Source organism: Acidovorax sp. Leaf191 (genome assembly GCF_001424425.1).
Classification (GTDB): Bacteria; Pseudomonadota; Gammaproteobacteria; order Burkholderiales; family Burkholderiaceae_C; genus Acidovorax.
In genome coordinates this window covers 75,290-89,005 of record NZ_LMPT01000019.1, presented here as the reverse complement: position 1 = coordinate 89,005, position 13,716 = coordinate 75,290, and the positions used below count along the sequence as shown (strand labels likewise).

Below are 13,716 nucleotides of genomic sequence, written 5' to 3'. Positions count from 1 at the left end.
TGCGCCGAAGTGTACGCCCGCAGATTGCGCCGCGGCAGGCGCAGCGCGCAAGACCACAGCCCGCCAGGTGGGTTGGCGTGGATTGCTGTGGGTGGGGGCGGATGTTGGCAGGTGGGCGGGGGTCGCGGGGCGTTCGCTGGCCCCGCACCGGCCTGCTGCAAAAGCGGCGATTGTTGGCCAAACGTGAACAATCCTTTTCCCTTTGACGGCTTACCGGCGCGCGCAGGCCTGCATACATTTGATATGCCGCCGCCGTACCGCACGGCGCGCGCGCCCATCACGGCCCAGATCACAGGACTATTCCAACATGACCACTGCCAACACCACCACCACCGCCGCTGCCCAGCCGCTGCTCGACCAACTGCAATGGCGCTACGCCGCCAAGAAGCTGAACCCCGAAAAGAAGGTTCCGCAAGACAAGGTCGAGCGCATCCTGGAGGCCGCACGCCTGGCCCCCACCTCCAGCGGCCTGCAGCCGTTCGAGATCATCGTCGTGACCGACCCCGCGGTGCGCGCCAAGATCCAGCCCATCGCCTGGAACCAGGCCCAGATCACCGACGGCTCGCACCTGCTGGTGTTCGCGGCGTGGGACAACTACACGGCCGATCGCATCAACATGATGTTCGACCTGACCAACGACCAGCGCGGCTTCAAGAACGAAGGCTGGGAGAACTACCGCCAGATGCTGCTGAACAGCTACCCCCAGCGCGATGCCGAGGTGAACTTTCAGCACGCGGCCCGCCAGGCCTACATCGGCCTGAGCGCCGCCCTGATCGCCGCCGCTTTCGAGCAAGTGGACTCCACCCCCATGGAAGGGTTCGACCCCAACGCCCTGGACGAGATCCTGGGCCTGCGGGCACGCGGCCTGCGCAGCGTGTCGATCCTGCCACTGGGCTACCGCGCTGAAGAAGGCGACTGGCTGGTGAACCTGAAGAAGGTGCGCCGCCCCCGCGAACAGTTCGTGACCGAGGTCTGAACCGGAGGCTTCAGGCGACCCACAAAAAAATGCCGGGCACACGCCCGGCATTTTTCATGAAGCGGCGCTCAGCGGGCCACGGGTGCCGCATCCGTCACGCGGCGCATGGGCGTCAGCACCAGGGCCAGCGCAGCCAGCACCACCAGCGTGCCGCCGCTGGCAACGAACAGCTGGGTCAGCGTGACGCTCTTCATCAACCAGCCGGTGACGGCGGCCGAGATGGGCGCCAGGCCCATGAAGATGAACATGAACAGACTCATCGCGCGGCCCAGCAGCATGGGCGGTACGCGCTGCTGGATCCAGGTGAACACGCTCACCTGCATGAAGCCGCCCAGCAGGCCGATGGCCAGCATCAGCGCCGCCCCTTGCCACACAGCGGTGATCAGGCCCATGGGCATGAACAGCGCGCCGATGACCGCGTCGAACGCCAGGATGGTCATGCCCAGGCTGCCGATGCGCAGCCGCGGCACCATGCCCGACACCACCATGCCGAGCAGCGTGCCCGCGCCGTGCGCGCCCACGATGATGCCGAACGCGGCCGCGCCCAGCCCGGGCGCGCTGCTGGCCAGCACCGGAATGGCGATGTGGATGGGCCCCATGATGAACAGGGCGATGGCGCTCCAGTAGAGAAAGCAGGTGCGCAGCTCGGTGTCGCGCCAGAAGTGCACCAGGCCCTGCGCCACCGATGCCAGCACCGCCTGCGGCGGGGCTGCGGGTGCTGCAGCCGACGGTGCACCGCCGCCGCCGAGCGTGCGCACCTGGGCCAGCGTCCAGGCCGACACCGCAAAGCTCAGCGCATCGAGCGCAAACGCCAGGCCGATGCCGGTGGCATTGGCGCGCGCTTCTCCGCTGCCGCTGGCATGCACCGCCGTGGCATCGCCGAACAGCGCGATCAGCACGCCCGCCAGCAGCGGACCGAGAAACATCGTGAGCTGGCGCAGGCCCAGGTTCACGCCGTTGGCGGCCTGCAGCTGGTGGCGCGCCACCACGTGCGGCATCATCGCGACGCCCGCGGGAATGCTGAACGCCGTGGCCAGGCCGATGCCCAGCGACAGCGCATACACCATCCACAGCGTGAGGCTGCCGGCCAGCACCAGGACGGCCAGCACGGCCAGCAGCACCAGGTTGATGTACTTGGTGATCATCAGCACCTGCTTGGGCGAATGGCGGTCCACCAGCGCACCGCCGATCAAAATGAACAGCGCGCGCGGCACGCTGATGAGCGCGAGCACGGTGCCCAGCACCAGCGTGTCGCCGGTCATCTGCAGCACCAGCCAGGGCAGGGCGATGAGCGTGAACTGGTCGCCCAGCATCGACAGGAAAGCGCCGCCGGTCAGCCAGCGGAAGTTGCGGTCCTTGAACAATGCGGCGCGCTGGTTCGGGCCAGCTGGGTTGGCCGGTCCGGGCCGGGCTTGGTCCGTGCGCGGAGGCGGGTTGTCGCGGGTGGGGGTGTCAGTGGGCATGGGCAGGTTCTCCAGGGTAGGGACGGGAATGGCGGTGGCCGTTGAGCAACTGGCCCACCGCGGTAAAGCGAACACACAGGTGGTAGCTGGCCAGGCACAGGGCCGTGGTCGCCAGCACGTTGAGAAAAATCTTGGCAACTGCAGGGATCGGCACGCCATACAGCAGCGCGCCAAAGCCCACCGTCAGCGGCAGGTGCACCAGATACACCCAGTACGCGCTGTCCGCCAGGTAGGCCAGCCAGGCCCGGGGCCGCGCCATATGCCGCAGAAACAGGCCGATGAGCGCAAAGCTCCACAGCCACGACGCGGCGTTGTAGGCCAGCGCCATCCAGAACTGCAGATGCCGCGTGGCCGACACGGGCGCGGCCAGCACGTCGGTGAAGCCGCCCGTCAGCAGCACCAGCGCAAAGGCCGATGCTTCGGGCTGGGCCAATACCTCCGACAGGACGCCCGTCACCACGAAGCACGCCAGCCCCGCAGCGGCGAACACCGGCCAATGCCGCTCATAGCGCGCCATCAGCAGCCGCCGCTGGCTGTACAGGCACAGGCCGAACGCATAGAACAATCCGTTGTGCACCCATTCCGCCAGCGGCGGCAGAAACGACCCGCTGGGCGTGACGATGCCGTGGTCGTACTGCGCACCGATCCACGCCAGCGGCAGCGTGAGCAGCACGCCACCCAGCGGCGATGCGCACAGCCATGCCCCCGCAGCCTGCAGCGTGCGCTGCACCGCCTGGGGCAGCGCACGGGCCGCAGCCCACACCGGCGGGGTGAGCAAGGTCAGCCACAGCAGCATCCACAGGAACCACAGGTGCATGGTGGGCGGTCCCTGCGGCACATTGGGGCCGCGCGGCAGCAGGCTGCGGTCCAACCCCCAGACCCCCCAGGTACCGTGGGCCATGCGGTGCAGGAACATCAGCCCGAGCAGCGCCGTCGCAATGAACAGCGGCGGCCAGAACACCACGAACGGCAGGCCCAGGCGGCGCACACGGTGGCGCGCCATGCCGGCCAGGCCGCGCTGCTGCACCAGCAGCGCCACGAAGAACCCCGCCAGGATGAAGAACAGCGGCATGCGAAACGCATGGATCACCGCCACCAGCAGGTCGGCCACCGGCGTGGACAGGTCGTCGTGCCAGGGCAAGGGCGACGGTGCTGCCATGTACGCAATGCAGGCGTGCAGCACGATGCCCAGCCACATCATGGTGGCGCGCAGGTGGTCCAGCGCGTGCAGGCGCCCGGAGGCCGCGGTAGGGGAGGGCGAGGGCGAGGGGGAGGGGGCAGCAGTCATGTGTCGGTCCATCAGGAGACCGACTGTCAAGCCTCACGTTGCGTGAGGGTCAAGCGATTTTTACTGCTTTTTTGCGTTGGGGTTGCGAGGCAGCGACTGCGGACGCAGCCTGTGCGTGGGCCTGGGCGGCGTGCAGGTAGGCGCGCACGGGTGCGCTCAGCGGCGAGCCCGCTTGCAGCAAGGGCTCCTGCATCGACGCGGTAAGCAGCTTGTGCCGCAGTGCCGCGTCGTTGCGTGTCAGTTGGCCGAACAGCGCATCCCAGCGCTGCGCAGCCGCCGCGGCGTCAGCGTGCTGCGGGGCCACCCCGCGCGCCAGCAGTTGCTGCACCGAGTCTTCCAGCGCCGCCCACTGCGTGTGGGGCACATGGCCCAGCGCGCGCAGGTCGTCGCGGGTCAGGTACTTGTCGAGCAGGTTCATGCGCAGCTTGATGGCGACTTCGACGTACTCGATCATCTCGCCCGGCGGCGCATGGTTGCGGCCATGGGTGGTGGGCTCGGTGCGGAACATGTGGCCCCAGCGCTCCAGCAGGTCCATGTCGCCACCCATCCAGTGCAGCATCAGCGCCATCCAGCGGTACGCCAGCGCCTGCACCTCAGGGGCATCGGGCGGCAACCGGCGGTCCATGGCGCTCTGCACCAGATCCTTCACCACCAGCCAGTCGGCCTCGATCAGGCTCCATTTAGTGAAGATCTGCTTGAGCTCGGCCGAGCTGAAGTACTTGCCGTAGGTGGTCATCAGCGCCAGCGCTTCGAGCCAGTTGCCCATGTCGGGCTCGGCCCCCGCCATGAGCCCGTCGCGCAGCATGGTCAAGCGCCCCCGCAGTTCGGTGGCCTGCGATATCTGCTGGTCCAGTGCGCGGATCTGCTGGCCGATGATGCGTTCGGGCGCCATGGTGTCGCCCACCAGCAGGTCGCCGATGTCGCTGAGCGGCAGGCCCATCTGCCGCATCGTCTGGATGCCGTGCAGCCGCTGCACATCGGCCTGGCTGTACAGCCGGTAGCCCGCATCCGACCTGCCCGAGGGCTTGAGCAGCCCGATCTCGTCGTAATGGTGCAGCGTGCGCACCGTGAGGCCGGTGCGCCGCGCGAGATCACCGACCTTCAGCAGCATGGGTTTTCTTATTACTTGCGCACCGAGATCAGTTCAATCTCGAAGTTGAGCGTGCTGTTGGGCGGAATCACGCCACCTGCGCCCGCAGCGCCGTAGGCGATTGCAGGGGGGCAGGTCAGCTTGGCCTTGCCGCCGGGCTTCATGCGCTGCACGCCTTCGGTCCAGCAGGGGATCACGCGGTTGAGCGGAAACTCGGTGGGTTCGCCACGCTTGTAGGAGCTGTCGAACTCCTTGCCGTCGAGGAACATGCCCTTGTAGTGCACCTTCACGGTGTCGGTGGCTTTGGGGGAATCGCCTGTGCCTTCCTTCAAGGATTCAAACACCAGGCCGCTGGCGGTGGTGACGGGCTGGGCGGTTTGTGCCTGAGCAACTGGGGTAAGGGCAAGAGAGGCGAGCAGAGCAAAAAGAATGCGCATGAAAACAGGCTCCTGAAAAAAAGAAGGCCCGATGTTAGGGCCGTTCGGTGATCGTATCGTGCGTAGTACGGGAGTGGATTGCGGGTAGTACGCCTAAACGCATCTTACTTGGCATTGCAGCAATCGATTTCCTCAACCAGCTTTTTGGCCGTATTGCGAAGTCATGTTCTGCCCGCAGGCCGATCATGAACGCAGGGCGAACGTCGATTGCAGCAAGCTTGGACATCTGGAACCACGCAAACTCCCGCGGTTTGCTGGCCTCGTTCCGGTGAAACGGTCCGGGTGTTGTCAGCAGCGGGAGCAGTCATACAGCTCTGTCAGAAATTACATCCCAATTTCATCGTGTGAACGACTTGTCATTCACTGAGGCTGTTCGGTTTAAGTCGGACCATTACCGATTTGAATTGACTGGCGAGTTGCCGGTCGCGACGCCAAGTGTGTGATATGAGAGGAGGCGGGACGGCGCAGCCCTTGTGACGCCCTCTCGATGGAAGGGTCACGAGCACCTTCCAATAGTGCTCCTTTTTCTTCCATCTTAGCCATATGGAAAGTCCTAAAATTTGAATCCAGTGGCCGTAGGCACCGCCCGCTTTGCGATATCAACAGTCATTACGTGCTCATTCAGCGCTTCTTCAGCTCTGTGTCGAACTGCCGGGTCTGGCGCCAACATAAGCTCAATAATCAGTAGGCGCTCATCCTCTGAACCCACTTCTCCGAGTATGCAGGCGAGGTGTTCTTGCCGATTCATCGGCCATTGTTTCCAGGCGATCAGAATTTCTGGGATCAATAACTCATGATGGCGCTCTAAGATTGCCAGAGCATCATCCGACCATATGAGACCCCACACCTCGTCGTTGGGTTTGTCGAGTAGCGCGACGAGTTGGTCAAAAATCATTTCGGGCTGAACTTTCAAAAATAGCGGTGTCATTAGGAGTCTGCTGGAACGCAGGATTAACCATCATGCTAGCAAGTCTACGCAATTGACCTGCGCAATTGGGTTATTAATTTCTTGTGAAGGCGACTTTGACGCGGGGATTTTTTCCTAAACGCATGTTCGTGGTGCTGATCCCTACCGAGGTGCACAAGCTATTGCTGAACATGGATGGCACCACGGGATTGATCGGGCAGTTGCTCTATGGCACCGGCATGCGCCAGCTGGAGACGCTGCGTCTGCGTGTGAAGGACGTGGAGTTTGCACGCCGCGAAATCATCGTGCGCGAGGGCAAGGGCAATAAAGACCGGGTGACGGTGCTGCCCGAGAATTTGATCGCACCGCTGCAGGCGCTATTGCAAAATGCCCGCGCCTTGCACGAAAAGGATTTGGCCGCAGGGTTGGGCAGGGTGTACTTGCCACATGCGCTGGCGGCCAAGTACCCCCACGCCGATGTCAGCTGGGCTTGGCAATGGGTGTTTCTGTCGCCGGTGCGCTCCACCGATCCGCGCCCCGATCAGCGTGCGGTGCGCGAGGCGGCGCGGCGCACACAAATCAACAAGCCCGTGTCGCCGCATGTGCTGCGCGATTCGTTTGCCACGCATTTGCTGCAGGCTGGCTACGACATTCGCACCGTGCAAGAGCTGCTGGCCACGCCGATGTGAGCAACACCATGATTTACACGCATGTGCTCAACAAGGGCGGGCGCGGCATTTTGAGCCCGCTCGACGCTTTGTTTGTTTTCAGGGGGCAGCGCCGTCACGGCGCTGGATTGGCAAGCTCTACGCGTAGTCGCTGACCGGGATGCAGCTGCACGACAGGTTGCGGTCGCCCCAGACGTTGTCCACCCGTCCCACCGGCGACCAGTATTTGGCCTGGCGCAGCGCAGCCACCGGGTAAGCCGCGGCCTCACGCGTGTACGGGCGTGCCCACTCGCCGCTCAAAAGATTCTCGGCCGTGTGCGGCGCATTCTTCAGCGGGTTGTTGTCCTGCGGCAGTTTGCCCGCCTCGATCTGGCGGATCTCTTCGCGGATGGCGATCATCGCGTCGATGAAGCGGTCGATCTCGAACAGCGTCTCGCTCTCCGTGGGCTCCACCATCAGCGTGTTGGGCACGGGAAAGCTCAGCGTGGGCGCATGAAAGCCGTAGTCGATCAGGCGCTTGGCGACGTCCTCGGCCATCACGCCGCTGGTCTCCTTCAGGCCGCGCAGGTCCAGGATGCACTCGTGCGCCACATGGCCGTTGGCGCTGGCGTACAGCGTGGGGTAGTGGTCCTTCAGGCGCGCGCTGATGTAGTTGGCAGACAGGATGGCCGTCTCGGTCGCGGCCTGCAGGCCTTCGGCGCCCATCATGCGGATGTACATCCAGCTGATGGGCAGCACGGCGGCGTTGCCCAGGGGTGCGGCGCTGACCGGGCCTACCTTGCCGTCGGCGGGGGCCAGCGGCTGGTCACCCTGGCCCGGCAGGCCGGGCAGGTAGGGCACGAGGTCTTCGACCACGCACACCGGGCCGACGCCCGGGCCGCCACCGCCGTGGGGGATGCAGAAGGTCTTGTGCAGGTTCAGGTGGCTCACGTCGCCGCCGAACTCGCCGGGGGCGGCCACGCCCACCAGGGCGTTCATGTTGGCGCCGTCCACGTACACACGGCCGCCGTGGCTGTGCACCAGGGCACACAGCTCCTTGACCTGGGTCTCGAACACGCCGTGCGTGCTGGGGTAGGTGATCATCACGCAGGCAATGCTGCCGCTGTGCTGCTCGCACTTGGCCTTGAGGTCGGCCAAGTCCACGTTGCCGGCGGCGTCGCACGCCGTGACCACCACCTGCATGCCCACCATCTGCGCGCTGGCGGGGTTGGTGCCATGTGCGCTGCTGGGGATCAGGCAGATATTGCGGTGGCCTTCGCCCTGCGCCCGGTGGTAGGCCTGGATGGCCAGCAGGCCCGCGTATTCGCCCTGGCTGCCGGCGTTGGGCTGCAGGCTGATGCCAGCGTAGCCGGTGGCCTGGCACAGCCAGGCGCGCAACTGCTCGTCCAGCTCGCGGTAGCCGGCCTGCTGGTCGGCGGGCGCGTAGGGGTGCATGTGCGCGAACTCGGGCCAGGTGATGGGGATCATCTCGCTGGTGGCGTTGAGCTTCATGGTGCAGCTGCCCAGCGGAATCATGCTGCGGTCCAGCGCCAGGTCCTTGTCGGACAGCTGGCGGATGTAGCGCAGCATGCCGGTTTCGGAATGATGGGTGTTGAACACCGGGTGCGTAAGGTAGCGGCTGGTGCGGCGCAGCGCGGCGGGGATCAGCGGCTCCACGCCGTTCTCGAACGCGTCGAAGGTGGGCAGGGCCTGGCCGTCCTGGGCGAAGACCTTCCACAGCAGCTCGATGTCGGCGCGCGTGGTGGTCTCGTCCAGCGAGATGCACAGGTACTCTTCGAAGTAGATTCGCAGGTTGGCGCCCATCTGGATTGCGCGAGCAGCTATCGATTTGGTAGCGTCACCGGTATGCAGGCTGAGCGTGTCGAAGGTGGCTTGGGGGCGCACCGGCGCGCCCAGCTGCACCAGGCCCTGGGCCAGGATGGCGGCGTAGCTGGCCACGCGTTGGGCGATGCGTTGCAGGCCTTCGGGGCCGTGGTACACGGCGTACATGCTGGCGATGACGGCGGGCAGCACCTGCGCAGTGCAGATGTTGGACGTGGCTTTCTCGCGGCGGATGTGCTGCTCGCGCGTCTGCAGGGCCAGACGGTAGGCGGGTTTGCCGTGCACGTCCACACTCACTCCCACCAGGCGGCCGGGCAGGCTGCGCTTGAACTCGTCGCGGCAGGCCATGTAGGCAGCGTGCGGGCCGCCCGCGCCCATGGGCATGCCAAAGCGCTGCGTGGTGCCGACCACGATGTCGGCGCCGTACTCGCCGGGGGGCGTGATCAGGGTCAGCGCCAGCAGGTCGGCGGCCACAATGAAGGCGGCCTGCTTGGCGTGGGCTTTTTCCACATCGGCGCGCAGGTCTTCGATGCGGCCGCTGGTGGCGGGGTACTGGGCCAGCACGGCGAAGTAGTCGCCGGCCAGCAGGTCGTTCCACTCTTCGGCTGAGTTGGCCAGGCGCACTTCCAGGCCCAGGGGCTTGGCGCGGGTCTGGATGACTTCGATGGTCTGCGGGTGCGCGTCGCCCGCCACCACGAAGACATTGCTCTTGGATTTGACCGAGCGCCTGGCCAGGGTCATGGCTTCGGCCGCGGCAGTGGCTTCGTCCAGCATGGATGCGTTGGCAATCGGCATGCCCGTCAGGTCGCACACCATGGTCTGGAAGTTGACCAGGGCCTCCATGCGGCCTTGCGAGATCTCGGCCTGGTAGGGCGTGTAGGCGGTGTACCAGGCGGGGTTTTCCAGAATGTTGCGCAGGATGACGCCCGGCGTGTGCGTGCCGTAGTAGCCCTGGCCGATGAAGCTGCGCAGGACCTTGTTCTTGCCCGCAATCGCCTTGAGCTCGGCCAGCGCTGCCGCTTCGGTGACGGGCAGGGGCAGGTCCATGGGCGTGGTGCGCGCGATGGAGCGCGGCACGATGCTTTCGATGAGGGCGCTGCGCGAGGCCTCGCCGATCACCGACAGCATGTGGGTTTCATCCGCAGCGTCGATGCCGATGTGGCGGGGCAGGAATTCGGTGGCGTTCTCGAGCGCGGCGAGGGAGGGCAGGGGGGCTTGGGAGGTCATCGGCGGCGGCGGCAAGGGCGGGGACACATGGCCCGGCAGGTGGCTGCCGGGCCGCGAAGGGAGGGGCGGTCCGATCAGGCGTTCTTGGCGAACTCGGCGTAGGCCGGCTCGTCCATGAGCGCGTCGAACTGCGTCATGTCGGTCACGTGGACCTTGAAGAACCAGCCGGCGCCCATCGGGTCGCTGTTGGCCAGGGACGGGTCGGCGCGCAGCGCCTCGTTCACTTCGACGATCTCGCCGGTGACGGGCATGTACACGTCGGCTGCGGCCTTGACGGACTCGACCACGCCGGCCACTTCACCCTGGGTGAAGGTGGTGCCGACGGCGGGCAGGTCCACGAACACCACGTCGCCCAGCGCGTCCTGCGCATGCAGCGTGATGCCGACGGTGGCGGCTTCGTGGTCGGAGATGTCGATCCACTCGTGGTCCTTGGAATACTTGACAGTCATGGGGGCTCCAGAAAAAAGGGTTGTCTAAAAAAGTGCCGATGCCAGCTGCCACTGTAGCCGGGCTGGGGCGCAGGCGATGCAATGCGCGGCAAACGAATGCGGTGGTTCAGCCGCGGTAGTAGCGCGCGGGGGTGAACGGCATGGCACGCACCTCCATCGGCACGGCCTTGCCGCGCACGATGGCGTTCAAGCGCGTGCCGATGGCCGCGAATTCAGGGACGACGTAGCCCATGGCCACGGGCTCGTTCACCGTGGGGCCGAGCAGGCCGCTCGTGACTTCGCCGATCTTCTGGCCGTCGGTACTCTGCAGCTCGGTGTGCTCGCGCACGGGCACGCGCTCCAGCGCCACGAGGCCGACGCGCTTGCGTCGCAGGGTGGCGGGGTTGTCGATCTGCGCGAGGACCTTGTCCGCGCCTGGAAAGCCCCCCGCCCGTGCGCCGCCGGTGCGGCGCACCTTCTGGATGGCCCAGTTCAAGGCCGCTTCGGGCGGTGTGGTGGTGGTGTCGATGTCGTTGCCGTACAGGCACAGGCCCGCTTCCAGGCGCAGCGAGTTGCGCGCGCCCAGGCCGATGGGTTTGACTTCGGGCTGGGCCAGCAGTGCGCGTGCCAGGGTGTCGGCCTGGGCTGCGGGCACCGAGATTTCAAAGCCGTCTTCGCCGGTGTAGCCGCTGCGGGTGACGAAGCAGTCGCAGCCCGCAATGTCGAACGCGCCGCCGGTCATGAACACCAGCTGGTCCACACCCGGCGCCAGGCGGGCAAGGGCGGTGACCGCCTGCGGGCCTTGCAGCGCCAGCAGCGCATGGTCGGGCATCGGCACCACCCGGCAGCGCTGGCCGATGCGGGCCTCTATGTGGGCGATGTCGCCCACCTTGCAGGCGCCGTTCACGATGACGAACAGCGTATCGTTGCCCTGGTTGAAGAACATCAGGTCGTCAATGACCGTGCCCTCATCGGTCAGCAGCAGGCCGTAGCGCTGCTTGCCCACGGGCAGGTCGATCACATCGACCGGCATCAGGGTTTCGAAGGCGGCCGCAGCATCCGGGCCGACGAGCTTGAGCTGGCCCATGTGGGAGACATCGAACAGCCCCGCTGCGGTGCGGGTGTGCAGGTGCTCGGCCATGAGGCCAGCGGGGTACTGCACGGGCATGGAATAGCCGGCAAACGGCACCATGCGGGCGCCCAGCTCGATGTGCAGTGCGTTCAGGGGCGTGGTGAGCAGGGGAGCGGTGGCGGACATGGCGGGCTTCTCAGGACAAGGCAAATGAAAGCCGCAGCCTGTACCAGGCCACGGTATTTGCCCTGCTGTCCGCTTTACCTGAGAGATTCACCGCAGCGCCCTGGCTGGCCGTGCGGCTTGCTCCTTCGGTGGATGGGTGCCGCGCGCGGTGTGACCGGCGGTCCATCTCTCTCCAGCAAGGAAACGCCCGCATCACTGCGGGCGGTTGCCAGTCCTTTTGCCTGAGCGTTCGGGTTGTCCCTGCGCCTTCGGCGGCCCCCGCGAAGGGGGCTCTCTCCTGACGGGCGCCAGTATATCCGCTGGCGCCTGGCACCCCCGCTGGAAAGCCCCGCTACTTGATGAACCCCCACACCTTCGGCAGCCAGGTGGACAGTTGCGGGATGAAGGTCAGCATCACCAGCACCACGCCATGCGCCCACAGGAAGGGCACCAGCTCGCGCACCAGTTGCGACATCGGCACGCGCGAGACGTTGCAGGTGACGAAGAGTAGCCCTCCCACCGGAGGCGTGATCATCCCGAGCGTGAGGTTGTAGATCACGATCATCGCAAAGTGCACCGGGTCCACGCCCAGCTTCACGGCCACTGGCGCGAGGATGGGCGCGAGCACCATCACCCCCGGCAGCGGCTCGATGAAGATGCCGAACAGCAGCAGGAAGATGTTCACGATGATGAGGAACATCCAGGGCGACAGGTTCATGCTGATGAGCCACTCGGCCATCTGCTGCGGAATGCCCTCGATGGTCAAAATCCACGCGAATGCGGCCGACAGCCCGATGATGATCAGCACCGAGGCCGACAGCAGGGCGGAGCGCGCGAGGATGTCGGGCAGGGCCTTCCACTGCAGCGTGCGGTACACGAACTTGCCGCACACCAGCGCGTAGAACACCGCCACCACCGAGGCCTCGGTGGGCGTGAACCAGCCCGCGCGCATGCCGCCCAGGATCACCACGGGCAGCAAGATGGCGGGCAGCGCCTTCCAGGTGGTGGTCAGGATTTCGGCCATGGGCGGCATCTTGCCGTCTCCCTTGTAGTTGCGCTTCTTCGACACATGGAAGTTCACGATGCACATGGCCACCGCGATCAGCAGGCCCGGCAGCAGGCCGGCCACGAACAGCGCGCCCACCGACACCGTTTCATCCTGCAGCGCATAGATGATCATGATGATGGACGGCGGAATGATGGGCCCCACGATGGCGGTGGACGCGGTGAGCGCCGCTGCATACGAACGGTCGTAGCCCGCCCTGTCCATCATGCGGATCAGCATCGAGCCCGGGCCGGCCGCATCGGCCAGCGCCGAGCCCGAGATGCCCGAAAAGAACGTCAGCGACACCACGTTGGTGTAGCCCAGCCCGCCGCGCTTGTGGCCCACAAACTGGCCGGCGAAGCGCAGCAGCACCTCGGTCAGCGACCCGCCGCTCATGAGCTCGGCCGCCAAAATGAAGAACGGTACGGCCATCAGCGGAAAGCTGTCGATGCCGGTGAAGGTCTCCTTGAGCAGCACCATCAGCGGGTAGCTCTCGGCCAGGATCAGCGTGGCCGCGGTGGCCAGGCCCAGGGCAAACGCCACCGGCACGCCGATGGCCAGGAACAGGCAGGCCGAAACGATGAGGATGATGGACGCGCTCATAGGGAGGCACTCGCATTCGCGTCGAAGTGCTCATCGGCCGCGAAGGTGCGGTCGAGCACATAGCCACGCACGACAAACGCAAAGTGCACGATGAGCAACACCCCGCCGATCAGCATGGCGCTGTAGATGTAGGCGAAGGGCACCTGCGTCACGGCAGTCATCTGGAACATGGTGCGCTGCATGTACAGCCAGCCGTACCAGACCATGAAGCCGAAGAAGGCGAACAGCAGCCCGGCCACCACCGCGCGGATGGCAATGCCGCCGGCGCGGGGCAGGGCGTCCTGCAGGTTCTCCACCGCAATGTGGCCGCCGTAGCGCAGCACCGGGCCCGCGCCCAGGAAGGTCAGCCAGATCATCATGTGGCGAGAGACCTCTTCAGCCCACTCCAGCGAGTTGTGGGTCACATAGCGCATGACCACGTTGGTGAAGATGATGATCGACATGGCCGCCAGCAGCAGGATCAGCGCCCAGCGGTTGGCGGCCAGAAAATAGCGTTCGAAGGCTTTCACGGTGTTGTTCTCGGTTC

Annotated in this window: 12 protein-coding genes and 2 riboswitches; of the genes, 2 read left to right on the top strand and 10 right to left on the bottom strand. The window is 65.7% G+C overall.

From position 1 onward, the window contains the following. The first annotated feature begins 307 nt into the window (after positions 1–307). On the top strand, positions 308–976 hold the full coding sequence (locus ASG27_RS14485) for an NAD(P)H-dependent oxidoreductase (protein ID WP_056412475.1): 669 nt from the start codon (positions 308–310) through the stop codon (positions 974–976). A gap of 68 nt (positions 977–1,044) precedes the next feature. Here ASG27_RS14485 and ASG27_RS14480 read toward each other — a convergent pair whose 3' ends face one another. The 5 genes from ASG27_RS14480 to ASG27_RS14460 form a co-directional block, all read right to left on the bottom strand. Further along, a complete protein-coding gene (locus ASG27_RS14480) occupies positions 1,045–2,439 on the bottom strand; it encodes an MFS transporter (RefSeq protein WP_082486106.1) in 1,395 nt (464 codons plus the stop codon). Beyond that, positions 2,429–3,727 (bottom strand): acyltransferase family protein, encoded by a 1,299-nt coding sequence (locus tag ASG27_RS14475; RefSeq protein ID WP_056412473.1) that lies wholly within the window; start codon positions 3,725–3,727, stop codon positions 2,429–2,431. Before ASG27_RS14475 ends, ASG27_RS14480 begins: the two co-directional genes overlap by 11 nt. A gap of 49 nt (positions 3,728–3,776) precedes the next feature. Beyond that, positions 3,777–4,838: a MerR family transcriptional regulator gene (locus tag ASG27_RS14470; RefSeq protein ID WP_056412470.1), complete on the bottom strand. Its 1,062-nt coding sequence runs from the start codon at positions 4,836–4,838 to the stop codon at positions 3,777–3,779. A gap of 11 nt (positions 4,839–4,849) precedes the next feature. After that, positions 4,850–5,254, bottom strand: coding sequence for an FKBP-type peptidyl-prolyl cis-trans isomerase (locus ASG27_RS14465; RefSeq protein WP_056412467.1), 405 nt, complete (start codon positions 5,252–5,254; stop codon positions 4,850–4,852). A 553-nt stretch (positions 5,255–5,807) separates the two neighbouring features. Next, positions 5,808–6,182 (bottom strand): hypothetical protein, encoded by a 375-nt coding sequence (locus tag ASG27_RS14460; protein ID WP_156370902.1) that lies wholly within the window; start codon positions 6,180–6,182, stop codon positions 5,808–5,810. Positions 6,183–6,310: 128 nt separating this feature from the next. Here ASG27_RS14460 and ASG27_RS14455 point away from each other — a divergent pair, with 128 nt between their 5' ends. After that, positions 6,311–6,850, top strand: a complete 540-nt coding sequence (locus ASG27_RS14455) for a tyrosine-type recombinase/integrase (RefSeq protein WP_235503918.1) — start codon at positions 6,311–6,313, stop codon at positions 6,848–6,850. A gap of 117 nt (positions 6,851–6,967) precedes the next feature. Here the strand turns inward: ASG27_RS14455 and gcvP are convergent, their stop codons facing one another. The 5 genes from gcvP to ASG27_RS14430 form a co-directional block, all read right to left on the bottom strand. Next, on the bottom strand, positions 6,968–9,877 hold the full coding sequence (gene gcvP / locus ASG27_RS14450) for an aminomethyl-transferring glycine dehydrogenase (protein ID WP_056412458.1): 2,910 nt from the start codon (positions 9,875–9,877) through the stop codon (positions 6,968–6,970). 74 nt (positions 9,878–9,951) lie between these two features. After that, positions 9,952–10,326 carry a glycine cleavage system protein GcvH gene (gene gcvH / locus ASG27_RS14445; RefSeq protein WP_056168529.1) on the bottom strand — a complete coding sequence of 125 codons (375 nt, stop codon included), beginning with the start codon at positions 10,324–10,326 and terminating at the stop codon, positions 9,952–9,954. A 106-nt stretch (positions 10,327–10,432) separates the two neighbouring features. Then, positions 10,433–11,563 carry a glycine cleavage system aminomethyltransferase GcvT gene (gene gcvT / locus ASG27_RS14440; RefSeq protein WP_056412456.1) on the bottom strand — a complete coding sequence of 377 codons (1,131 nt, stop codon included), beginning with the start codon at positions 11,561–11,563 and terminating at the stop codon, positions 10,433–10,435. Between the two features lie 55 nt (positions 11,564–11,618). Further along, a riboswitch (glycine riboswitch) is annotated at positions 11,619–11,749 on the bottom strand. 13 nt (positions 11,750–11,762) lie between these two features. Further along, positions 11,763–11,853: riboswitch (glycine riboswitch) on the bottom strand. Positions 11,854–11,894: 41 nt separating this feature from the next. Next, positions 11,895–13,190, bottom strand: a complete 1,296-nt coding sequence (locus ASG27_RS14435) for a TRAP transporter large permease (RefSeq protein WP_056168535.1) — start codon at positions 13,188–13,190, stop codon at positions 11,895–11,897. After that, complete coding sequence (locus ASG27_RS14430; RefSeq protein WP_056412453.1) at positions 13,187–13,699, bottom strand: TRAP transporter small permease; 513 nt, start codon at positions 13,697–13,699, stop codon at positions 13,187–13,189. The genes ASG27_RS14435 and ASG27_RS14430 overlap by 4 nt, the downstream gene beginning before the upstream one ends. Positions 13,700–13,716: the final 17 nt, after the last annotated feature.